Origin of the sequence: Enterococcus sp. HY326, assembly GCF_026157065.1 — a bacterium.
GTDB lineage: Bacteria > Bacillota > Bacilli > Lactobacillales > Enterococcaceae > HY326.
In genome coordinates, this window is the sequence record NZ_JANLGQ010000007.1 from 20476 (window position 1) to 43811 (window position 23336).

The window sequence follows — 23336 nt, forward strand, 5'->3', positions numbered from 1 at the left end:
TTTTATTTCACCTGTAAAGGTTATTGCAAATATTTTTGCCAATCCGTGACTTCTTTGAATTGGGCCCGCTGAAATTCTCCCTTCAAATCAAAGGGCACTGTGCCATCCAAAACTAATTTTGACGACATACCTTTAAAGCGGATGATGCCCGGCGAATATTCCGGCCGTTCCGATGGGTCCAGCGGATGATTGCGCATCCCTTCTAAGACCATGATGTCTTGATGAGCTTGAAAACGGGTATTGATAGTCCAGATAACATCGTTCATATCAAAAATATCAACGTCATCATCCACTAAAATGACAGTTTTCAGCTCTTTAAAAGCTGAAAAAGCTAGCAAGGCTGCTTGCCGTTGAATCCCTTCATCAGCGGCATTTTCCTTATGAATCTGCATGATGGTCATAAATTTGCCACCGCCGGCTGACGGATTGTAGACATTGACAACTTTTCCAGGAATGGCCTTGTCCACCAAATTTAAAATGCTGGCTTCAGTCGGAATGCCCGCCATCGAGACATGTTCTTCACTAGGGCCGATGGTCGTTTGCATAATCGGGCGGTCTTTGCGGTGAGTGACCGCCTTGACTTTGATGACATTGACCGCCGGATTAGCCTCGCCGTTATAGCCGGGAAACTCCGGCATCGCATAACCAGTGTTGGTATTCATATCTTCGCGGATTGTTTCGTGGGGTAAAATTTCCCCTTCAATAATAAATTCCGCTCGCGCTAAACCAACTTCGTCGACAGCAACTCCGTCAACTAATTGGACAGGTTCATTTCTCAAGGAACCCGCCACCCATAATTCGTTGTAGCCTAATGGTGTGGTGGGCGGTTCAAAGGTGGTGCCGATGCTAATTGCTGGGTCCAAGCCAATACTAATCGTAATCGGCATTGGTTTGTCGAGGGCTTGATATTCTTCAAGAAAATGCCCGATATGCCGACCGCCGGGCATGATATAAATCCCCAATGTATCTCTATCCTCCAACACCATCCGATGAATCGTGACATCGCTGATTTTTTTATCAGGACTGGAGCCGTAGACGACACCCATCGTGATATACGGTCCTGCATCATATTCTGTATTGGTAGGAGCGGCCACCAGCTTACGAATATCAAAATCCGCATCGCTGGCTAAATGAACAACCTCTTGAGCAGGTGCCTGCTCCCGCGACACTTTAATCGGTTTTACCGGATTACTGACAGCTTGGTTTAATAATTGCCCCAAAGTGCGGTAGTCGTGTTTTAAAATTTGACCGACCCGTTGACGGCTGGCCATAATGCCCGTCAGCACCCGAGTTCCCGGAAAGCCTTTAACATTGTTAAACATCATCGTCGGTCCGATTTGCGTCGGACGCATCACGGTTCCACCAGCACCAATGTAACGATAAACGCCCGCCAATTCGGCATGGGGATCAATTTCGACATCTGTTTCATGATACTGACCAGGCATTTCCTTCAGCTCTGCTAATACTTTTCTTAAATCATATGGTTCTGTCATCGCTCATACTCCCTTTCGTTTCTCCTCCTTTAGTTTAAGGAGAAATCCGAGGAAGAACAATTCAGATTTATTGACAAACTATTCCAAGTTGGAATAGTTTGTAGTTGCTTCTTCTGAGCTGAATTGCTAGGCGAAAAAAATATTAGTTCTTAAAGGAGAATCAGAAAAGCTGCCCGCAGTTTTTTGAGAAAACTATTGTCAATCAAGTGAAATGAGTGCAATACAAAAAGGCTGCCACTTTCTAAGTTTTAAGGACCAGACATTTGAGTTATCCAGATTGAGAAGTGACTGCTTACTATTGGAGTTATCCAACTTGAGAAGCGTCTGCTTATTACAGGAAACTCCCTCTTGAGAAAATTTGGGAACTTGTCGCTAGATTGTCTCAAGAGACGGCTAAGTCTTTTTGAAAAGCATAGCAATGCTTTTCTTGGATGCGAGGTGTTTATAAGAAAATTTTCGGTATCTGCCAGCAATAGCTTTGTTTTTTGATTATTGTCTTTTGTGTCAGGTTTGGCTGCTAATTTTGCTTGTTCTCCAATTTCTGTATTGAGCGCAGCAGATAATTTCCCCTCGCCTTTTTCTGTCACAGGCATTTCCTCTAATTCCGCAGCAATCAACTTTTGTTGAGAAGTCGCCCCGTTCCTTCTTTTCAAAAATTGCAGCCGATCAAAAAGCGGCGTTACTTTTTTCTCGACATACTTTGCTCCGATGATTTCTGTGCAGAGTTGGACGCCGTTACGCTGAAATAATTTCAACGCAATCAACTCCTCCATCATAGTTTTCACAAATTCCGGGGCTAAATCTTGCCGACAAAGGTGAATAATCAGTGTCTTTTTGCTACCGTCGGCATTTTTAAACATTAAATGTAATTTTCGCATCATAGTCCCTCCAAAAAATTTACTTAGTTACTATAAACACAACTTTAGCTAAGGAAAAATCAACACCCTGAGTAAATTTTTTCCAAAAAAAAGCAGATAACTTTTTCCGTCATCTGCTTTGAATTTATTTTTTTTGTTTAAAAATGCTGCTAATCAATATTTTTTGGAAGATGTTCGTGCAAATACTGCCAAAATAAGTCGCTGCTTTTGGAGCCACGATTCTTTTTCCGCATAAAGCCAACTTCGCTGTACTCTTTTGAATCCAGCGGCACAACCGCCACTATATTTTTATCAAAAGATGCCGCTGCTCGCTCCATCATAATCGAAATGCCCATCTCATTGGCCACCACGTTTAAAATAACTTCAACCCGCCGTCCATAATAACCAATTTTCGGCGTGAAGCCCGCCTTTTGACAAAGTGCCATCACCGCTTCATAAATATTCGTGCTCTTACCTAAAAGAAAAAATTCTTCCCCCTTCAACACCTTCAACGAAATCTGCTTTTCCTGAGCCAGCGGATGATTTTTCGGCAGCACCGCCACAAAGTGTTCCTTAGCCAAAGGCACTTCCTCCCAATCCGGCTCCAAAGCCTTAAACCTGCGGGCCACAATCACATCACATTGGTCTGTTTTCAATTGTTCAAACAGCTGATAGCTTTCAGCTTCCGCCAAATGGAGCTGAATCTCAGGCTCCTGCTTATGAAACTGACCAATGATTTCCATCGCATGATAGGTCGCCATCGTGGGAATCCCATGAATCGCCAACTTGCTGCCGGCAGCTTCTTTAAAAGCGGCGGCCGAATCAAGAAAAGTCCGATAATTTTGCAAAATCAAGTCGGCCTGAGGCAATAATTCTTTGCCAGCTGCCGTCAATGCAACTTGCCGGTGCTCTCGTTTAAACAGTGCCAGCTCCAATTCCTTTTCCAAAGCCATGATTTGTTTGGAGACATTGCCTTGAGTGGTAAAAAGGCGTTCGGCGGCTTCGCTATAATTTAGCGTCTGGGCCAGCATCACAAAATATTCCAATTTTTGAATTGTCATCCTTTGAACTCCTCATAGTTTTTGGAAAAAAACGAGTGACTAGCCAAACTGAACTCTCTTCGAAAACATCTCAACACTTCTACATTTCAGAAGGGTCGATAATTTCTACAACCGTAAATTTTCCGTCCGCAAAGGTCAATTGGATAATCCCAGCATTAGGAATGCTGGTGGTTCTTGACACAGCATAATCTCCAGAAATATAGCTTAAAAAGCTGTAGATGGCACCACTGTGGGAAACCGCCAACACTGATTGATGATCCGCCATTTCCATCAAAGATGTCAATGTTTCGCTGACCCTAGTTCGCAATTCTTGAATCGTTTCGCCGCCAAATTGCTGATAATAATCGCTATATTTTTCATGGGGCATCGGCTGTAAAAGCTGGCGCTCGCCTTCATAGGCGCCAAAACTCATTTCTTTGATGCCCTTCAACCGTTGATAACTTTGATCTGTGACAATTTCCAAGGTGTCAGAAGCCCGCTCCTGCGTCGAACAATAGGCGTGATCAAAAACAATTCCCTGCTGAGAAAAATAACGAGCCGCTGCTTGAGCTTGACTGATTCCTTTTTCAGTCAGCGGAGAATCACAGCTCCCTTGAATCTTATTTAGTACATTGAACAACGTTTCCCCGTGGTGCATCAAATAAAGTGTTTTCGTCAAAAATTTCTCCTCCTAATTCTGTTACTTCCGTTAACTAAAGAGTAATATACTTTGCCGTTGCAAACAATCTAAAAAAGCAAAAACTGATTATTCATCGGCGAAAACCAACGGAAAACAAAAAAATCAGCCAGTAATGACTGATTTTTTGAGATGATTTATATGTCTTACATGATTTTTTGTGAAAAGGTAGTGGTCTTTAAAAGCTTGATTGTAGACACATAGCTTTTTGTTGAGCAATAACTCTATAAGCTTATTCTTATGAACCAGCGAAGAAATTCAACTTCTTTTGCGGGGAAACTAGCCCACTACTCCCCCGGCCACCGCATCTCCAGCAAATACTCAACCTGATACTTCTCAGCCAAGCTTTTCAAAAAGCTTGGCAATTGGTCGTCAGCGGGGTCACTCGCCAAGAGCGCCATCAATTGCTGATAAGTTTCCCGCTCTGCTTGATTGGCTGACTTTTTGAAATAGCCCCAAATATGCTGATATGCGACTGTCAACGTCTTGACAGTCGGCTCTTTTCCCTCTAATTCCGCAAGAATTTCTTTGTAGCGGGCATCTTTAGCCAGACTCCATTCATTATTTTTGGCTAATAAACGAATTTCATTATAAGCCTGCTGACTGCGGGACATGACCCAGTATTTATTTTGGCTCCAAGAGTGCTGGAAATTTTTTAATAAAGCTTTAGTCATCTTTTTGTTTTCCTTCGCTGGTCTCTCTGGCAAATTCTTTACTGGCTTCATACATGGAAATCGCTTGTTTCCGGCGCTCTTTGTGGTCAACGATCGGCTTGGGGTAGTCCTCGCCTAAAATTACTCCGTACTCCTCCTGTTCTTCTTTACTTAAGGATTCCGGTTGATGAATAAATTTATTCGGCACGTTGGCCAGCTCTGTGACATATTCTCTAATAAATTCGCCTTTTTGATCAAAGCGTTCTGATTGTGTCGTCGGATTAAAAATTCGGAAATACGGCACCGCATCTGTTCCGGTGGAGGCGGCCCACTGCCAGCCGCCGATATTGCTGGCGGGGTCGTAATCAATCAGCATTTTCTGAAAATACTGCTCGCCCCAGCGCCAGTCAATGAGTAAATCCTTGGTCAAAAAAGAAGCCACAATCATCCGCAGACGGTTGTGCATCCAGCCGGTCGTTTGCAATTGGCGCATCGCTGCATCGACAATCGGAAAACCGGTCTGCCCCTCTTTCCAGCAGTCAAACAAAGCGACATCGTTCTCCCACTTAATATGCTGAAATTGGTCCTGTAGTGGCTGATTTTTCTGCTTAGGGGCAAAGCTGTAAATCATATTATAAAAATCCCGCCAGCAAAGCTCCTGTTGGAAAACTTTGCGGCCTTCGGAAGAAGTGGCCGCCTCCACTAGTTGCCAAACAGTCCGAATCGAAATTTCGCCAGTGCGCAAAAACCGCGACAAATGGCTTGTCTGATCGAGGCTCGGAATATCTCGAGATTTCTGATAATCTTTGACTGAATTTTTAATAAATTTCTCCAAGCGCTTTTTAGCGGCAGCTTCCCCTAAAGGTCGCTGGTTTTCCGGTAATTTTTCAAGCAATTTTTTAAACTGCTCTTCATCTTTAGGAAATAAGACCTTTTGCTGAACTGCTTGCGGCTGAAAATCCACCTTCAACGGCGTCTCCTTCGTCTGCTCGGCCCATTTTTTATGGTACGGGGTGAACACTTTATAATGCTCCCCCTGCTGATTTTTGATTTCATCAGCGCCGTGAAGATAAGCATCTTGATAGGCGTGGCTCGTAATCTCATTTTCCTTGAAAAATTCCTCGGCAGCCTGATCCCGCTCAGCTCCAAAGCCGCTAGTATCCTCATTATAATAAATCCGTTGCCAGTCGGGCAGTTGCTTCTTTAATTTCTTAAACAGCTCCACAGGCTCGCCCACCATCACCTGCAGTTGAGCCTGCTCGTCAATTTTTTCTTTAAAATAACCAACACTGGCAAAAAAAGCCTGATGATTGGGACTGTCTTCAATAAACTGCTCAGGATTAGCCTGAAACAGTAGAATCAGCTCGTCTTGACCCAAATCACGGCAGGCGTGGTATAAAGCCTTATTATCTTGAATTCTTAAATCACGGCGAAACCATACAACTGTCTGCATTTTACTACACCTCAAAATTTTTCGATTTAACGTTCCTGTTACTTTTCAACGTAGCATAAATGGCTTGAAAGTGCATTTGATACGCTAAATAGTCTGCTGGATTTAATCTAGCAGCAACTCGAAAATTTTTAATAATGCCTCCGGTATGCACCAATGCTCATGATATTCTCCTAGGAAAATTTTAAACTATTTGCCCATAGCTATTCTGCCAGCTCCAACATCTTTAACACAGTGCGGGAATTTCGAATAGTCACCCGCCGATTCACGGCTGAGCTGGCAATTTTCGACCAACGTGATTTATTGAAGGTCTTCAAGGGCGTTGACCAAAAGATAACATTTTGATAAACCGAAAGCTGTTCATACTGCGGGTCAATCTCGCCGACAGCTGCCACCACTTCCGCCACATTTAATGGCGGCAGCAGAAAAATGGCGTAGGTCACGATTTCTTTATCTGTGGTCCACCAGTCAGGCGCATGAGCGACCACTTCCTGTAATTCCTCCACAGAAATAATGGCAACGGGAATCGCCAAGTCAAATTCTACCAAAATAATTTGCTGGCACAGCTCAACTAAAACGGCCGGCTCTTGTTGTGGGGTGCTGAACAAAATATTTCCGCTATTGATATAAGTTTTAACGTTCTCAAAGCCGGCTGCCGCAAAAGCCTCCCGCAAAATCGGCATACTAATTTTATTTTTCCCACTGACGTTGATGCCTCGTAAAAAGGCGATATATTGTTTCATACTGGCTCCTTGTCCTCTATTATTTTAAATCAAGTGATCATTGCTTACTCCAACTTTTTAATATTACTAAAGTCAAAATTATTACTCGGTTTTCCTCATCGATAACGGCAAGTGCGTCGCTCGATAGCATCTAAGCCGCTGAAAATCAAAAAGCCCAGCAGACCGATAGCTAAAATACCGGCAAACATTTCCGGATAATCCATTTTGGTCCAGGCGCTCAAAATCAAATAACCTAAGCCGTAGCGGGTATTATAATTCTCCGCAAAAAACAGTGAAGCTAATGAAATGCCCACACTGACCCGCAGACTTGCTAATAAATTAGGCAGCAGCGCTGGTAAAATCAGTAGGCGGATTTTTTGCCAGTGGCTGCTGTTGTAGTTGTCCATCACTTGATTGTAGCCTGCGGGAATATTTTTAACGCTGTCCCGCACAGAAACAATCACTTGGATGGAAACAATCGCAAAAATTAGCAAAATTTTCGATAGATTTCCTAGACCAAAGAAAATCATAAAGACTGGCAAAAAAGCAACTTTCGGCAATGGATAAAGAAAATAAATAAGCGGGCCTAAAAAACGATCCACCAGCCGATTACGCCCCATAAAAATGCCAAAGGGCAGTCCGATGGCTACCGCTATTGTTAAAGCGGCTAGAATTCGTAGGAGACTGGCGCCGGCATGAAGTAGGAGCGGGCCCTTTATTTCCCAAGCTTTCACAATGGTGGTCAGGGGACTTGGCAGCGACTGATTATTGGTCAGCAGACATAAAAGCTGCCATAAAAGCAGCGTTGATAATACGCCAAACACCAAGACGTTTATTTTTGATTTATTCATGGCGGGCCCCCTTCAGCAAAGCTCTTAAGTGAATGCAAAATTCATAAAAAGCCAAATCTTCCCGACGATTTTCCAGTTGGAAGACTGGACTTTCAACAACTTGCAGCTGACCAGCCGCCATAATTAAAATGATTTCTCCTAGATAAGCAGCCTCTTCAATATCATGGGTCACCGTAATTAGGGTATTTTTCCGTTTTTGCTGCTCCCGCAAAATTAATTCTTGAGCCATTTCCTTCGTCTCCTGATCTAAGGAAGAAGTCGGTTCATCTAAAAGCAGATAATCGGGATTGGTCACCAATCCACGAGCCATCGCAACTCTTTGTTTTTGACCGCCGCTCAAAGCTGCCGGATACTGCTCCTTGAACTCAGCTAAGCCTAATTCTGCCAGCAGGCTGTTCACCTTTTCACGTCTTTTATCCTTAGGCAGCCGCTGAATTTTCAACGGCAGCTCGACCCCTTGAAAAACTGTCTGCCAAGGAAATAAAAATAATTCTTGAAAGACAATTTCTACCGCTTCAGGCGTTGTCTTCTGATAAATAATTTCACCGGTTGCCGGCTTTTCAAAGCCCTTCAGCAAAGACAGTAAAGTACTTTTGCCAATCCCTGAGCGCCCTAAAAGAACATAGCTCCGTCCTTCTTCAAAATTGAAGGACAGCTCCTTTAAAATATTTTTTTCGCCATATTGAAAGGAAACCTTGTTTAATTCTATTGCCATTTTCAAACTCCTCGTGAATAAAACTACAAAAATCAGCTTGATTCTATGCTATACTGTTATCCGAAATGAATCTAAGAAAGTCAGGTGAAATGCGTGTTTAGAACTCTAGTCTTCCACGAAATTCGGCCGCAAAATGAACTGAACGGCCAGCAGCGCCCCATCATTGTCCACGATGGCTACCAAGATGCGCTGCCGCTGCCTCTTTTTGATAGTTTACCGCTTTTTGAAGAACGAATAAACTATCTCGTGGAAAAAAACTATCATCTCTTAACTCTTGCTGAGCTGAAAGCTTTTTATCAACAACAGACTCCACTGCCGGAAAAATCGGTCCTGTTAACCTTTGATGATTGCTTCCAATCTTTAAAGGAATATGCTTATCCGGTTTTGAAAGCCGCCGGAGTCAAAGCCAGCGTCTTTGTAGCCACTGGCTGGCTTTTTCCAAAGCCAGCTGCTTATCAAGCGGATGTCTTAAAAGTCTTGAGCTCCGAAGACTTAACAGCGATGGCGGATGTCTTTGAATACGCCAATCACACGGCCCATTTCCATCAGCGTCGAGGAACGACAGCGGCCAAATCAATGTGGGAAACACCGACGGATTTTAAAGCGGATGTTGCTTTGGCTAATCAAGCTGAGATTATTCAGCATAAAGATGTTTTCGCCTATCCCTTTGGCCTATACGATCAGCAAACCGTCACTTCTTTAAAAGAAATGTCCTTTAAATTAGCCTTTACCACTAAGCCCGGCTTTAACACAGCGGCAACAAATCCATTAGAGCTGCGGCGGGATGTTATTCCGGCAGCGATGTCGTTAGCAGCCTTCAAGGAATTAATGACAGCTACAGCCGACTGATTGCAAAAAAAATTCTAAATAAACGACCTAGACATGGGAAAGGAATGAATCAAGAAAAATGAAAAAATTTTGGGGTACTTTGGGGATTATGTTATTGGGAATCGGTGTGTTAAGCGCCTGTGGTTCCGACACTGCCGATAGCACCGACACAACTGACAGCAGTACGGTTACCAGTGAAGCGGCGGTCACCGACCAAACTTTAAATGTCGGAATTTTGCCATCTGAATCAGCAATTCCGATTATCTTGGCCAAGGAGGAAGGCTATTTTTCTGACTTAGGTTTAGATGTAGAAATCAAATCCTTCTCTTCGCCAAATGACCGCAATGTTGCCATTCAAGCGCAGGAAATTGATGGCACGATCAGCGATGTTATGACAGAAGCTACCTTTAAAAAGAATGGCATCGATTTAACAATTACCTCTGATATTTTAGAAGATTTCAAAGTCTTGGCTTCACCAGACTCTGGCATCACGGAGATGAGCGGCTTAGCGAATAAAACGGTTACCTTAGTGCCGAATTTTATTTTGGAATACATCATGGATGAATTTGCAGCGGAAAATGATTTCACCTATGAAATTGTTGACATCCCTTCTTTTTCTGCCCGTTCGGAAGCCCTCTTAAATAACCAAGTTGACGGCGCCGTTTACACCGAACCGCAGGCCAGCATGCTAGCCGCTCAAGGAGCCATTGTCTTAGGCAGCTCCAAAGAACAAGGCATCAAAGGTGGCACGATTCAATTTATGGACGCTGTCTTAGATGAACGTCCACAGGATATTCAGGCCTTTTACACTGCATATAATCAAGCAATTGATTATATGAATGAACACGTAGCCTCAGAGTATGCGGATATTTTGGCCAATTATCAATTTCCTGACGCCATGAGCCAATACTTGGACAGCCAAGAGGAGGACTATCCTTATGCCCAAGCTGTGCCCCAGGACCAATTTGAAAAAATTATCACCTGGACCAAGGATAAAGGTCAGATTGACGAAGAGTATACCTATGAGCAATTAACCGATTTTAGTTATTTAAGTGAATAAAAAATAAGAAAACGAGACTGTGACATTAGTCTTTTTAACAGATGAAATCCAAACTAGATTGTATTTGTCCATGTGGTCCAATAGGTCCTCGCTCCACATTGACAATTTTTAGTACTTCCCGCTAGTTTAGTTCGTGAAATTCGAATCTGTTTCAACTAATGTCTCAGCCTCTTTTTTTATTCAAGATGGCTGCTTTTTTGTCATGAATCTCTCGAATATACTCTTTTCTAATCAAAAAATCGTGGTATAGTAAAAGTGAGAAACTGAGCAAGGAGACAACCAAATGGCTGAATTTACTTATAAACATCAATTCCCTTCGCTGCCGAAAATTTGGGTGCCCCGTACCACATTGTACAATCGGCTGACAAAAGTTCAACAGCAGATCCTTGTGCTAGAAGCGCCTGTCGGCTATGGCAAACAAACAACTGCTTATCACTGGCTTAAAGAAACTGGCCATAAGCATGCTTGGTTACACCTGACGGAAGCAGACAATCAGGTGGCAGACTTTTTCAATTTAATGGCCACAGCGTTGATTAATTTGCAACCGACAAACGTCACGCTAAAAGCCTGCTTAGACACAGCTGACTTCCACAAAAATCCAATTGAAACCACTATTGAAATGTTGACCCTCTTTAAACCAGAGGAACAAGCATCTGCTTTGGTGCTAAGCCATTTGGAAAAAATTACCCAACCAGAAATTCTTCGAAGCCTCCAATTTATTTTCAAACGGCTCCCAGCAAATCTGTCACTGATACTTTTAACGACAAACAACCGGCGCATGGCCGACCTGTTGCCTACTTATATTGAAGCTGCCCAAAATTTATTTACCGCAGAGGACCTCGCTTTTTCTAAAGCGGAGCTGCAGCTTTTTTTCAACCTGATGCAACGACCAATCACCGAAGAGTTAGCCACCACTATCTGTCAAATGAGTGACGCTGTCCCAGCCGCCGCCATCACTGCAATTGCCGCAGAAAATGACAAAATTACGTTGACCGATGAGGAGCTTTTAGGTTGTTATTTCGCCAAGCAAGTCTGGCCAAGTTTAACCAAAAATTCTCAAAATTTACTACTTCAAACAAGCCTATTGTCAACGCTAACTGTGCCTGCTGTGACTGAAATCACCCAAAGTGCTTGCAGCAGTGAAATGCTGCGGCAGTTAAGCCAAGAAGTATTTGGAGTCACTCAGGTAGCAGATGATACCTACTGTTATCAAGAATTTTTGACTGGCTTTTTACAAGAACAGCTGAGACTCTTCCCAAATGAAGAGACGCTGGCACTCTTTAGACGGACCGTTGACTATTATTTGCAGCAACACAATATTTTTTTGGCCCGCAGTGTGTCTTTAAAAAGCGGCAACAGTCAATTAATCAGATATGCCAACCAACAGATTCATCAAGCAAGTGACAAAACCTTCAATGATCTATCGATGACGGAATTTTTAGATAACTTTGCGGCTTTCCCCAATCTCAACAGCTTAAATTTATCAAAATTCCCTTATCCATTTCTTTTATCCCAGTATGCCGGTTTTTATTATGTCACGGGCCGAGCTAAAATGGTGCGGCGGATTATTGATGATATCAATCAAAAGTTACCGGAAATCGCCCAACACTATCCTGATTTCTATGCTGATTCAGTGTTAATCAGCTTTGTTGATCCCCGCAAAAACTGCCTGCAGGTGCTAAATGATTTTCGCCGTCATAATATCCTCAAGCTGATGCGAGGTCGTTTAGAGTGGAGCAGTGTGACGATGCAGCTACCTTTTTTTCACCGGTCTGGTCGCAACTACTCCGAATTTGCCAATTTAGCCCGTTTAAAATGGCCTAACACAATTGCTAAGTCCCTTCTAGGAGCTGAAGCGCAAACTATTTTATCTTTGCTGCAGGCTGGTCTTCTCTACGAAAAAAACCAGCTGCCAGCTGCAAAAAAAATTCTCACTCAGCTCACGCTACCAGCAAATGGCAAAAATGAATTCACTTTTTGCTACTACATGCAAAAGTTAGTGCTCCATGAGGACTTAACTGACGCCGATTTCAGACAGACTCTCGACCAGCTGACAAAATTAACGGAAAGCTGGCAGGACTCGACTTATCAGATTAATTTAGCGGCCCTTTTGACTAATCTGAGCAATCAGAAGGCCAGCCGCAAAGCTGCTAAAAGCTGGTTAGATACTTATGCTATCACTAGCCCTTCTCAAATTGAACTGTATAATCTTTATCGCTATTTCACCACGGTACGAGCACTCATCACGATAAATGATGCAAAAACGGCCCTTGATTTACTCGATAAAATGGAGCAGGTGACGACGGCTTTTAATCGGAAAATCGATACAGCAGAGGTCCATCTACTTCAAGGAATGATGGCGTGGAAATTGAAAAATAAGGACCAAGCCATCGACTTACTTGCTACCGTCCTATTAGATTTTCAAAAACTGGGCTTTTCTCGAATGATTGCTGATGAAGGGGCGGCTGTGCTGCCGATTTTAAAGGAATTGGCTTGGCGCTTAAAGGAACAAAATCTGCCTTACGCCATTCAGCCGAAGTTTTTAGAAAAGGTGCTACAGGAAACTGAGAAGCAGGCTGCACGGGGTCATAATCTCACCAAAAATTTACGGCAGGAGTCTAACCGCCTAACGCGCCAGCAAAAAAATATGCTGCGCTACCTGCGGCTGGGCTATTCCAATCAGGAACTCTCTGAAATTACCGGACTGAGTATTCACACAATTAAATTTCATCTAAGCGGCGCCTATAAAAAACTAGGCGTTAAAAATAAACAAGAAGCCTTGCAGCAATGTCAGCAACTTGGTTTACTCGATTAGCATCACGTAAAAAAAGAGCTCTACTATCAGCAGTTTACAAATAAATTTTTGAAATTCCCAGCTAATTTCTTCAAGTGCCAGTCTGATAAGACGGCTGAAGGAGCAACGCTAGGTTTTCAGATTTTATCTGTTCATTTCTAATAGTAGGACTCTTTTTATGCAACCAACACCCTGTCAGGCCACAGTAGCTACTTATCTAAAATTTCTTGAATCTCTTCTTGTGTCAAAAGCTTCCACGGAGAATCATCCGGTGAGGTTGTCGCCTTTTCCGGAGTGTCCGCTTGATTCCACCATTTGGCAACATAAGCATTGTCATCTAGCATCACATAATCGCCAGCAGTGTATACTGCTTCACTATCCCATTCAGGATAAGTACCGCTTGGTAATTTAATTTCCTCAACAGGTGTTTCTCCGTCTAAAACGGGGCCAATCAGCTGCCATGGATTGGAGCTGTTATTATCCAGAGGAACTGCTGGTTCATCCCCTTGTGTCCACCACTGAGCTTGATAAACGCTGTGCTGCCAAACAACTTTTGTGCCGACTAGATAAGTGGTGTCCTCCGACCAAATTTGATATGGCGAAGTTTCCGGATCATCCGTCTTTAAGGCTTCACTTTCTTCAGCCGTCATCTCAGAGCTGGTTTTAGTTTGAGCGCTGGTGGAAATTGTGCCTTCAAGACCTGCTTTTAAACTATTTGAAAAAGCTTGGGCTGTTTGCTCCACACCACTGTAATGGTTAGACACGACTCCTGTATTAATGGAACTTTGCGTCGATTCACGATCTCGATTTGCCGACCACATGGACAAGCGGCCGAGACCTTTTTCTTGAGCAAATTGATTGAGTTCAGCAGCATCATCTAAGGTAAAAACTTCATCAGACACATCATTTTGGCCAATCATTGGCGTTGCACCTAATTTTGACCATAGCGTAGCATCACTTAAATATGTTCCTTGACCTTGATAAATTTGTGACAGCTGATTGTGGGTAGCCACCAATGCGTCAATGCAATTTTGTCCCATCGATTCATCGTCATCGTAAGTTTCACCGAAGTTCATGGTCATAAGATTAACGCCGGCCAAGTCAACTCCAGCTTCTAACATTGTTTCAATTGCTTGAACGCCATCTTCAGTTAAGCCGGTAGTAATCACTGGCAGTGTCAACCAAACTGCTAAATCCTCACCGGACTGACTGCGTTCTTCCTGCAGCTTGGCAATCGCTTTTGCCCGCAGCTGACCTTGATCAGAGTCTGTCAGCCCTTCATTTTCCAAATCCAAATCAATTGTCGACAGCTCATACCGTTCCACAACAGAGAGATAGGCAGCCATTAAATCATCGGCATCTTCTGCATTTAAGGCTAGCTCATCATTTGCTAATCCCCCAAAAGAAACAATCACATCATAGCCATTTTGTCTTACGCGAGCAATCCGCCGGTCTAATTCTAGTGAGCTGGCAGCTTCTTCTAAAGAATATGCCGCACCCCAGCTCGGCTCACCATTCTCAGAGTCTGCTACAATAAACGAAAGAACAACATTTTGGCTTAATTGTTCAAAATCAAGCTGTGGTGTCAAAGTGGCATCCACATAGGCGGCAAACCAAGTCGCATTTTTCTTTTCGCTATGGGATTCAGCAGTTGCTTTATGAATCACCTCTGGGCCATTTAAATAGCAAAAGGCAACGATGCCCGCTATAGCTAAGCTTAGTAAGAGGAGCCTTGGTATCGACAATCTTTTTTTATTTTTTTTATTCTCCATTACGCCCCTTACCTTCCTTTTCTCACGTTGGTCCTTTGATCTTCAGCAGCCATTGTATTTAAGGTTAATCCTAATGGAACTTTTTCATCGGTACTGCCAAAATACAGTACGGATTGCCAATCGATGCCAGCTTGACTTTCTTCTTCCTTTTGACATTTGGATTTTTTCTCAACAAACAACCAACTAATTAAATTATGTGCCAAGTCAACGAGCATATTACCAATCCCAATGTAGGAAATAGTCGCCCAAGTCGCTGTGATTGCATTAAATCCAGCAAACAAGGCATTTGGATAATTTCCAGCCTGATAGGACTGATAGCAGGTGAAAATCGAAAAGCCGATTATTGCTAACGGTGCGATAATATAGAGACTTGGCGATGCGGTACGATCATTAACCTTCGGCGTCCGGGCAAAAGGAATTTTTTCACTAGTTAACGCCTGTTGAACCGATTTGATAACTCCAGCTAAATTGACTGCCAACAACAATAAATTAAACCCGTAAACTCTAAAAATATCCGTCCGTTTGTAACGCAACAGTTTTAAGTCACTAGACATGGCAACAAAATATGAAATTGCAGAAAAGAAAATAAAGACACTAAGCAACGCCGAATCAAAGGGATAAACCAATAGAAAAATCAAACCAAAGCTTGCCCAACACACTGAAGCCATATAATTCATCCGAATGCATAACTCCATCAGCTTCATCGGATTGCCATCTTGTTTACGCTGTTTCTTTGCGGCAAACAGCTTTGGCAAAATCAGCAGACCGCCATTTGCCCAGCGTCGCCTTTGAATAATTAACGAACCGAAATCAGGAGGTGTCGCACTATAACTTAAGCGTTCAGGATAATTAATCAGCGACCAGCCTTTTCGTCCCAAGTCCACACTGGATTCGGTATCTTCAATAACTGTGCGGTCTTGAATAAAGCGGCGCACAGTAAAGCCGTGGACCATCTCTGTCTCTGCAATATCCTCTAGAGCCCGCTTGCGAATCACTGCATTGGCTCCCACCCAAAATGTCGCATTGTAATAGGTACTGCCCTGATGCAAAATATGCTGAATATCTGTCGTTGCGCCAGCAATTCGCTCAATGCGCGTCGGAGTCCCTCTAAAGGAAGAATACGGCGTTTGAGCAACAGCAATCCGTTCATTGCCTGGTTGATTTAACAAATAGACCAGACGCAGACAATATTCCCTTAATAAAATCGAATCCGCATCTAAGGTCAATAAATACTCACTATCTGGTATAATCAAATCAGCAGCTTTGCGATTTTCCGTTGGCTTCAGCACCTCGCCAATCGGTGTTTGAATAATCTGATAATTTCCGCCCATCAAATCGATATAAGAATTCAAATTCATGGCCTTATTGGCTTCGTGGGATAAAGAAACATATTTTTTTCGTTGGAAATAGCTGATATTAACAGTAAAAATCCACGCCAGCCGTTTGAATAATTGCTGACCTCTTTTATAGGTAATCGCCGCTTCCTGCTCAACAGCGGTACTGATTGCTTCACTGGTCATCATCAATTCTTTAGCCAAGTCTCTTAGTACCTGATCTGCAAAAAAGACATCCACATGATCCTCAATCGCTTCGCTGTCAGCCAACTGATTCAACCAGTTGGCGGCCCACTCATATTGCTCGCCTAATTTTTTTAAGACGTGACACTTCACTACCTTAGACTTTTTATGTTCTTTTTCAAACTCTTTAACGGCCTGCTTAAAGCGCTTAGCCGGTTCGCTCAATAACTTATTTAAATCAGCAGCGATTGCCTTTGTGGCCTCCAATTTTTCAATCGCTTCAGGTGAATCAGGGTGAACTTTATCATCAATTAGTAGGACAACATCAATTTCCGGATACTCCTGCAGGGCTGCAGATAGGATGGTTTTTTTTATCACAGAGACTTCTTCATCGTATGAGGGGACTAAAACGGTAATTTTGGATTGGTTATCAGAAAAGTAATCATCCAGCTTTTCCCTTGGCGTTCGGGTGTGCTCATTAAATCGTTTTAATGCGCCTTCCCTTGAAAAGAGATAAATCACAGCCGAAAAATTCAATAGTGTGACAATCACCATGTACAAGATGGCTTCCAACACTGACTGTAAACTTCGCAAGTCGTTGTAGATAAATTGATTGAAAATAGTTGAGGTGATATAAATAATCCAAAAAAGAATAGTAATAATTATGTAAATTCGATTCATGGTTAATTTTGCTGTGGATGCATGTTTATGTTTGCACGAGAGAGGGGTCATATCTCGTTCTGTACCTATTTGTCGTTTCATTTTTTTCATATTTCTTCACTCCTATTTTCTTCTTGCTCCTTATTACTCACAGCAAAACAGTTGCCTAGCTACCAATTACGCTGCAAAATTCCCGCTAAAGCTCCCTCCCGATTATTTTCTCTACCAAAATTTATCAATATTACTTTATTAATGGTGAAAAGCTGTTATTATGATGAATGAATAGCGTTTTCTTGCCACAATTAACATAAAAAAACAATTGTATTTTGGTAATTTGTAATTTAACATATTTTTATGGGTAAAGCTTCACAAAGTATAGTTTTATTTTCGCTATCTTTATTTTCTCAAATAAAAAAGTATAGCTTTTCTGTAATATTAAGAAAAATAACCATAAAAAAAACAGCTGGAAATCAACACATTAGTCTTTTCATCACTAGATTCATCCCTCCTAGCAAAAAATAACATTTATTCTCACAATAAGGAGTCTTCTTATGGCAACACAGAAAAATAATCAGTCTGCAAATCAATCCAATCAGGAACTCTTGCGACCGCAATTAATGTATCTTTTTGATCAAGCAGTAAAAAAACAGGTGATTTTCGTTTCAGCACCTGCTGGTTTTGGGAAGACCACAGCTTGTAAACAATGGATTCAGCAAAAAGCTGTCAAGGTCAGCTGGATTGAGCTGGACCAATATGACAATAATCCCGCTATCTTTTTCCGCCAATTTTGTCTAAGTCTTTTGTCTTCACAAGCTTCCGACACTCTTTCCAATTCAATTTTATTTTCAGAAGCCTTCAACGACACTCCAGCTGCCCATACTATCCAACTGTTGACCGCTCTTGCACGCACCCAAGAGCAACACTTTATTATCCTTGACAACTTGGATTTAATTGCCAATGAAATTATCCGTGATGGTCTGCTGGCTATTCAAGAACAGCTCCCTAAAAATTTTTCATCCATCCTAATTACTCGGAAAAACCTGGACCAGACCTGTTTTTCCAGACTGAGCAGTCTTGGTCTCTGCTCCGCCATCACTGAAAAAGATTTAGCTTTTTCCACAGAAGAAATCAAGCAATATTTTGCAGACAAGGGGCACTGCATTTCTACAACAGAAGCCACTGCCATTAAAAATATCACAGAAGGCTGGCCCAGCGGCATCCTTCCGTTAGCCGAATATGATTGTTTGGATTTACTGACTGCGGATGATCCTAAAAATGAAATTTTCATTCACTACATCCAGTCGCAAATTTGGAGCCACTTGACACCTGTCGAAAAAAAAATCCTATTGGATACCTCCATCGTCCTTAAATTAACCGAAGAATTGGCACTGCGGTTAACTCAAGAGGAGCAAGCTGTCACAATTTTGACCGCCTTAGCTGCTCGCTTTGACTTTGTTCAAAAGGATGAGAAAAATTGCTTTTCCTACTATCCAGCTTTTAGAACCTTTTTACAGAGGGAGCAACGTAAAACTGAATCTGCCAGACTGAATTACCTGCATAAAACCGCCGCTCATTACTTTTTAGAATCTGGCGATGTCCTTTTATCCAGAGGGCATGCTTTAAAAAGCAATGATACTGACTTGATTAACATTACTAATATCGCCATTAATAATTTGCAGATAACTGCGGTATCTACGAGGGACTACATCAAGGATTTTGCCACTTTTCAAAAAATTGAGATGGATAAACTAGCAGAATTTCCTTACCCTTATCTGCTTTCTCAGTATGTCTGTTTTTACTATTACACAGGCGATGTGAAAGCTACTAAATTTTATTTAGATTATCTCTATGAAAATCTGCCGCTGATTGCTGAAAAGTATCCTACCTTTTTGTCAGACTCCGTTTTAATCAGCTTTCTCGACTTTCGCAAAAACCTGTTTCAGCTGTTGACCGAAATTAAAAACTACCCCAGCCTTGATATTTTGAAAGAACGGCTGAATTGGATTACAATCACCTTCCAGCTGCCCTTTTTTCATCGTTCTGGACGAAATTATTGTGAGCTAGCTACACAGCCAGCTCACCTGTGGCCGACAGACCTTTTGGCGAACCTTTTTGAAAATGAATGCGATGTTTTAGTCGCTTTAACTCATGCTGGCCTGCTCTATGAACAAAACCAGCTGCTACAGGCGGAACAGCTGCTGACAAAATTATTTTCGACTATCAATTCATCCGTGCGGAGTGATTTTATCTTTTGTGCCCACATGCAGCTCAGCGCTATCTACCGGGCCTTAGAGCAAAAAGAAGCCTTTGAGCAATCTTTGTTAGCTACTCAAAAATTTTTAAAGCAGGGGAATCATTCGATTTATTCCCTCAATTTTACAGCGTATCTGACACAGGTTCGTTTGTCTGAGAATAAAAATTTAACTGCTAAATCTTGGCTAAAAAATCATCCCCACGAAACTATTGAGCAGGTGGAACTTTATAAAATATTCCAGCATTTTACAACAGCCCGCTGTTTAATTGCTTCCAATCAAACGGATGAGGCTGAAATATTACTAAAAAAAATCCGCAGTGTCGCCAGCGATTTTCAACGCTGTTTAGATTTTGCGGAGGCACAAGTTTTGCTGGCAGCCTTAGATTGGGCCTTAAATCGACAAGGAAAAGCACTTCAAGAAATTGAATCTGCCATACTCTCTGTTCAAGAATCTGGCTTTCTTCGGGTTTTTGCCGATGAAGGGGCGGCCATTTTGCCGGTCCTAAACCGCCTAAAGGACGTCTTAAAAAGACGAAAGGATACTGTGATTCGTCTGGATTATCTCAACCAAGTCATCCAAGCAACCAAAGTCACCGCCAAAAACCATCCTAGCCTGACACAAAAACTAAGGCGGCCTAGTGGCAAACTCTCCAGTCAGCAGCTGAAAATTTTATCTCTGCTGGCTCAAGGCAATAAAAATAGTGAAATTGCCCAACAGACTGGCCTAACTGTTTCGACTGTAAAGTATCATCTCGGTCAGGCCTATAAAAAGTTACAGGTCAATAATGCCTTTGATGCCATTTTAAAATGCGAAGAACAGGACCTGTTCAATGAAAAATCATAAGCACTCGCTTCTCTTTGTAATCATGGAAAAACGTATCTGTTCAAAAATTTTCTACTAGCTATTTCTCCCTGCTAGCTCATTTTGATACGTCGCCACAACTCAAAAAGTTATACCAAAAATCAACTCATCAAAAAAAAGCGAAAGTTCGCCTCTGAACTTTCGCTTTTTCTACTCCTAAATTTTAATAAACCTGAGCCGCTTCGCTACCATCTAGGACTCGCTGGGCACCGGCATATAAGGCTTCCATTTCCATTTCACCTGGCGCAACTGCGACTGGGGCAATCCACGAAATGCCTTCAGTTATTTTGGCGACAATATTTTTTGAATAGCTGACGCCACCGGTTAATATAATACGGTCAACTTTCCCATGGAGCACGGCTGCCATGGCACCAATTTCCTTTTGAATTTGATAGCACATGCCGTCGATATAATACTGGGCTTCTTCATCGCCAGCTTGAATCCGTTTTTCAATCACCCGAATATCAATTTCGTCTAAATATGAGCTTAACCCGCCATTGCCGGCAATTATTTTTTTGACTTCAGGTAAAGTTAATCCCTCCTGCAAAACTTTGGCCACAAAAGGAGTTACCGGTAGAGCGCCGGTTCTTTCTGGCGTATATGGACCCTCGCCATCTAGGCCGTTGCTCAAATCAATAATACGGCCATTTTGATGGGCGCCGACACTGATGCCGCCACCGAGATGCGCCACCACCACTGAGCTAGACTCATAGCTTTTGCCAATTTCTGCTAAAATTTTTCTAGCAACGGCTTTTTGATTCAGCGGATGTCCGACTGACCGCCGCTCAATCCCCTTTAATCCTGAAATGCGGGCGACTGGAGTAAACTCATCCACCACCACTGGATCGACAATATACGCCTTCACGCCAAATTTCTCAGCAAAATCATTGGCCAAAATCGCTCCTAAATTTGAAGCGTGACTGCCATTTTTTTCTGAGAGAATATCTGAAAGCATTTTTTCATCCACCAAGAAAGTTCCACCGGGCACCGGATCCACTAAGCCACCTCGGCCCACAACGGCGGCAATATCTTGTTGATTAATGGTTTGTTGATCTAAAAAGCGCTGGATTTCTGCCTCCCGAAAACTCCTTTGTTGAATCACACCCTTATATTGTGCCAATTCTTTTTTTGAATGGCTGATGCTTTCTTCAGCGAGGCGCTGGCCCTCGGAAAAGAGGGCCACCTTTGTTGAGGTGGAACCAGGATTAATCACCAGTACGATTGTTTTCATTTTACCCTCCTAATTGTTTTAAGGCTAAGTCCAAAGCGGCTATTTTACTGGCGGTTGAGTCACTGCGGGAGGTTACGACAATCGGTATTTTGGTGCCGACGATGGTGCCGCCCATCGTTGCGTTAGTAAACAACAACAAAGATTTATAAAAAACATTGCCGGCATCAATATTCGGTACCACCAAAATATCAGCATCCCCAGCAATCGGTCCGCTAAAACGTTTGTGGGCCACAGCTTCTTGCGAAAGCGCTAAGTCTAATGATAAAGGGCCATAAATTGTTGCATCCTCTAACACTAAGGATTGGGTCACCTCAGTTGCCAAAACCGAGGACGGCATTTTTGGATTATAGGTTTCCGCCGAACTTAACAGGGCAACTTTCGGATGAGAAATGCCAATTTGATGAGCCACTTTGACAGCATTTTTGACAATCATTTTCAGCTGCTCTGCATCGGGTTCGATATTCATTCCCGAGTCAGTCATTAAAATTGGTCGATCCAACTGCTCCAAATGCATAATTGCTACATGGGAAAGTAATTTTTGATCCCGCAGATTGTATTCTTTTTGCAGAACCTCTTTTAAAATATCATGGGTTGAGACAATCCCCTTCATTAGGATGTCTGCGTGACCCGCCGCTACAAATTTAACGGCTTCAGGAATTCGTTCCGCTTTACTCGTTTGATGATAATCCCACGGTGCGCTCGGGTCGAGATTTTCCCCCTCATCAAAAATTACAAACTGCACTGCCTCGCCGTATAAATCTTTAGTAGCTTTAACAACCTGTAAAATTTCAGAGTTGCCGCCACCGGGAATTGCAATTGTCGTCATATCTTCACCTCTATCTTTCAAAATTTAATCCAAAAAAATGAGTTGAATCCATGAGGGAACCACCCGCCATTGATTCAACTCAAATCAAGCATTGTTACTTTTTATTATGCAGAACCCTTTTACAATTCGAAACTCCTTAAATTAATACTCAAAAAAGCCTTTGCCGGTTTTACGTCCTAATTGATTTGCACGAACCATTTTCCGCAATAACGGATGCGGCCGATACTTAGGATCGCCGGTTTCACTGGTTAGCACTTCCATAATCGCCAAGCAAACATCCAATCCCACTAAATCCCCTAAAGCTAGTGGTCCCATTGGATGATTGGCTCCCAGTTTCATCGCTGTATCAATATCCGCAGCATCTGCGACACCTTCAGCGTAAATACCGATTGCTTCATTAATCATTGGAACTAAAATCCGATTGACCACAAAGCCAGCTGAGTCTTCTACAACTACTGGAATTTTGCCGATGGATTCAGAAATCGCAACGATTTTGTCCACGACTTCAGTTGGCGTTGTTAACCCCTTAACAACCTCAACTAATTTCATCACCGGTGCAGGATTGAAGAAATGCATGCCGACAACTGGTCTAGATAATCCATTGGTTAATTCCGTTACAGATAATGAAGATGTGTTGGTGGCAAAAACTGTTTCAGGCTTACAAAGTTCATCTAACTCCTTGAAGATGTTCTTTTTCAGTTCCATTTTTTCCACAGCTGCTTCCACTACTAAATCACAATCTGCGACATCTTTAGACGTTCCAATGCTAATCCGCTGCATCACAGCAGCTACATCCGCTTCCGTCATTTTTTCTTTTTTAACTAAACGATTTAACCCTTTTTCAATTTTCCCTTTGCCCGCTTCGGCCCATTCTAATTTTACGTCGCAGAGCATCACTTCATACTCTGGTTTCACCGCAAACGTTTGAGCAATACCAGAACCCATAGCACCGGCACCGATTACCGCAATTTTCATAAGCTTCCTCCTCACAAACTGCTCTTAAAGAACAGTTAATTGAATGTCGATATCATACAGCTGTGACACTATGTCTGTA

General features: G+C 42.5%; 18 protein-coding genes. 4 read left to right on the top strand and 14 right to left on the bottom strand.

The features are described 5' to 3' along the window. Positions 1-20: 20 nt before the first annotated feature. From ORH16_RS16035 to ORH16_RS16075, 9 genes are all read right to left on the bottom strand, one after another. On the bottom strand, positions 21-1493 hold the full coding sequence (locus ORH16_RS16035) for a UbiD family decarboxylase (RefSeq protein WP_265459886.1): 1473 nt from the start codon (positions 1491-1493) through the stop codon (positions 21-23). Between the two features lie 248 nt (positions 1494-1741). Next, a complete protein-coding gene (locus ORH16_RS16040; RefSeq protein WP_265459887.1) occupies positions 1742-2371 on the bottom strand; it encodes a DUF2922 domain-containing protein in 630 nt (209 codons plus the stop codon). A 149-nt stretch (positions 2372-2520) separates the two neighbouring features. Next, positions 2521-3411, bottom strand: a complete 891-nt coding sequence (locus tag ORH16_RS16045) for a LysR family transcriptional regulator (RefSeq protein WP_265459888.1) — start codon at positions 3409-3411, stop codon at positions 2521-2523. 79 nt (positions 3412-3490) lie between these two features. After that, positions 3491-4069, bottom strand: coding sequence for a histidine phosphatase family protein (locus tag ORH16_RS16050; protein ID WP_265459889.1), 579 nt, complete (start codon positions 4067-4069; stop codon positions 3491-3493). Positions 4070-4374: 305 nt separating this feature from the next. Beyond that, entirely contained in the window at positions 4375-4761 is a 387-nt protein-coding gene (locus tag ORH16_RS16055) for a YbgA family protein (protein WP_265459890.1), read from the bottom strand. Continuing rightward, positions 4754-6193, bottom strand: a complete 1440-nt coding sequence (locus tag ORH16_RS16060; protein WP_265459891.1) for a cryptochrome/photolyase family protein — start codon at positions 6191-6193, stop codon at positions 4754-4756. The genes ORH16_RS16055 and ORH16_RS16060 overlap by 8 nt, the downstream gene beginning before the upstream one ends. A gap of 200 nt (positions 6194-6393) precedes the next feature. Beyond that, on the bottom strand, positions 6394-6933 hold the full coding sequence (locus tag ORH16_RS16065; protein ID WP_265459892.1) for a DUF1697 domain-containing protein: 540 nt from the start codon (positions 6931-6933) through the stop codon (positions 6394-6396). Positions 6934-7028: 95 nt separating this feature from the next. After that, entirely contained in the window at positions 7029-7763 is a 735-nt protein-coding gene (locus ORH16_RS16070) for an ABC transporter permease (protein ID WP_265459894.1), read from the bottom strand. Beyond that, the gene (locus tag ORH16_RS16075; protein ID WP_265459895.1) at positions 7756-8478 is read right to left on the bottom strand and encodes an ABC transporter ATP-binding protein; all 723 of its coding nucleotides are present in this window, start codon (positions 8476-8478) and stop codon (positions 7756-7758) included. Before ORH16_RS16075 ends, ORH16_RS16070 begins: the two co-directional genes overlap by 8 nt. A 93-nt stretch (positions 8479-8571) precedes the next feature. On the opposite strand from ORH16_RS16075, the gene ORH16_RS16080 reads away from it, so the two are divergent. The 3 genes from ORH16_RS16080 to ORH16_RS16090 all read left to right on the top strand — a co-directional run bounded on the left by ORH16_RS16080 (position 8572) and on the right by ORH16_RS16090 (position 13181). Next, on the top strand, positions 8572-9327 hold the full coding sequence (locus ORH16_RS16080) for a polysaccharide deacetylase family protein (protein WP_265459896.1): 756 nt from the start codon (positions 8572-8574) through the stop codon (positions 9325-9327). A gap of 58 nt (positions 9328-9385) precedes the next feature. Continuing rightward, positions 9386-10366 (top strand): ABC transporter substrate-binding protein, encoded by a 981-nt coding sequence (locus ORH16_RS16085; RefSeq protein WP_265459897.1) that lies wholly within the window; start codon positions 9386-9388, stop codon positions 10364-10366. A 283-nt stretch (positions 10367-10649) separates the two neighbouring features. After that, entirely contained in the window at positions 10650-13181 is a 2532-nt protein-coding gene (locus ORH16_RS16090) for a LuxR C-terminal-related transcriptional regulator (protein ID WP_265459898.1), read from the top strand. Between the two features lie 188 nt (positions 13182-13369). Here the strand turns inward: ORH16_RS16090 and ORH16_RS16095 are convergent, their stop codons facing one another. Next, positions 13370-14932, bottom strand: a complete 1563-nt coding sequence (locus ORH16_RS16095) for a chitinase (protein ID WP_265459899.1) — start codon at positions 14930-14932, stop codon at positions 13370-13372. 8 nt (positions 14933-14940) lie between these two features. Beyond that, entirely contained in the window at positions 14941-17220 is a 2280-nt protein-coding gene (locus tag ORH16_RS16100; protein ID WP_265459900.1) for a glycosyltransferase family 2 protein, read from the bottom strand. A 440-nt stretch (positions 17221-17660) separates the two neighbouring features. On the opposite strand from ORH16_RS16100, the gene ORH16_RS16105 reads away from it, so the two are divergent. Then, complete coding sequence (locus ORH16_RS16105) at positions 17661-20207, top strand: helix-turn-helix transcriptional regulator (RefSeq protein WP_265459901.1); 2547 nt, start codon at positions 17661-17663, stop codon at positions 20205-20207. A 181-nt stretch (positions 20208-20388) separates the two neighbouring features. Here the strand turns inward: ORH16_RS16105 and buk are convergent, their stop codons facing one another. The 3 genes from buk to ORH16_RS16120 form a co-directional block, all read right to left on the bottom strand. Beyond that, complete coding sequence (gene buk / locus ORH16_RS16110) at positions 20389-21456, bottom strand: butyrate kinase (RefSeq protein ID WP_265459902.1); 1068 nt, start codon at positions 21454-21456, stop codon at positions 20389-20391. 1 nt (position 21457) lies between these two features. Continuing rightward, positions 21458-22282 (bottom strand): phosphate acyltransferase, encoded by an 825-nt coding sequence (locus ORH16_RS16115; RefSeq protein ID WP_265459903.1) that lies wholly within the window; start codon positions 22280-22282, stop codon positions 21458-21460. 141 nt (positions 22283-22423) lie between these two features. After that, complete coding sequence (locus ORH16_RS16120; protein ID WP_265459904.1) at positions 22424-23257, bottom strand: 3-hydroxyacyl-CoA dehydrogenase NAD-binding domain-containing protein; 834 nt, start codon at positions 23255-23257, stop codon at positions 22424-22426. Between the last annotated feature and the right edge of the window lie 79 nt (positions 23258-23336).

Coding starts and splice junctions, on each gene's coding strand:
- ORH16_RS16035 (WP_265459886.1), bottom strand. CDS start 1,493: ATGACAGAACCATATGATTTAAGAAAAGTATTAGCAGAGCTGAAGGAA.
- ORH16_RS16040 (WP_265459887.1), bottom strand. CDS start 2,371: ATGCGAAAATTACATTTAATGTTTAAAAATGCCGACGGTAGCAAAAAG.
- ORH16_RS16045 (WP_265459888.1), bottom strand. CDS start 3,411: ATGACAATTCAAAAATTGGAATATTTTGTGATGCTGGCCCAGACGCTA.
- ORH16_RS16055 (WP_265459890.1), bottom strand. CDS start 4,761: ATGACTAAAGCTTTATTAAAAAATTTCCAGCACTCTTGGAGCCAAAAT.
- ORH16_RS16060 (WP_265459891.1), bottom strand. CDS start 6,193: ATGCAGACAGTTGTATGGTTTCGCCGTGATTTAAGAATTCAAGATAAT.
- ORH16_RS16065 (WP_265459892.1), bottom strand. CDS start 6,933: ATGAAACAATATATCGCCTTTTTACGAGGCATCAACGTCAGTGGGAAA.
- ORH16_RS16070 (WP_265459894.1), bottom strand. CDS start 7,763: ATGAATAAATCAAAAATAAACGTCTTGGTGTTTGGCGTATTATCAACG.
- ORH16_RS16075 (WP_265459895.1), bottom strand. CDS start 8,478: ATGGCAATAGAATTAAACAAGGTTTCCTTTCAATATGGCGAAAAAAAT.
- ORH16_RS16085 (WP_265459897.1), top strand. CDS start 9,386: ATGAAAAAATTTTGGGGTACTTTGGGGATTATGTTATTGGGAATCGGT.
- ORH16_RS16090 (WP_265459898.1), top strand. CDS start 10,650: ATGGCTGAATTTACTTATAAACATCAATTCCCTTCGCTGCCGAAAATT.
- ORH16_RS16095 (WP_265459899.1), bottom strand. CDS start 14,932: ATGGAGAATAAAAAAAATAAAAAAAGATTGTCGATACCAAGGCTCCTC.
- ORH16_RS16100 (WP_265459900.1), bottom strand. CDS start 17,220: ATGAAAAAAATGAAACGACAAATAGGTACAGAACGAGATATGACCCCT.
- ORH16_RS16105 (WP_265459901.1), top strand. CDS start 17,661: ATGGCAACACAGAAAAATAATCAGTCTGCAAATCAATCCAATCAGGAA.
- buk (WP_265459902.1), bottom strand. CDS start 21,456: ATGAAAACAATCGTACTGGTGATTAATCCTGGTTCCACCTCAACAAAG.
- ORH16_RS16115 (WP_265459903.1), bottom strand. CDS start 22,282: ATGACGACAATTGCAATTCCCGGTGGCGGCAACTCTGAAATTTTACAG.
- ORH16_RS16120 (WP_265459904.1), bottom strand. CDS start 23,257: ATGAAAATTGCGGTAATCGGTGCCGGTGCTATGGGTTCTGGTATTGCT.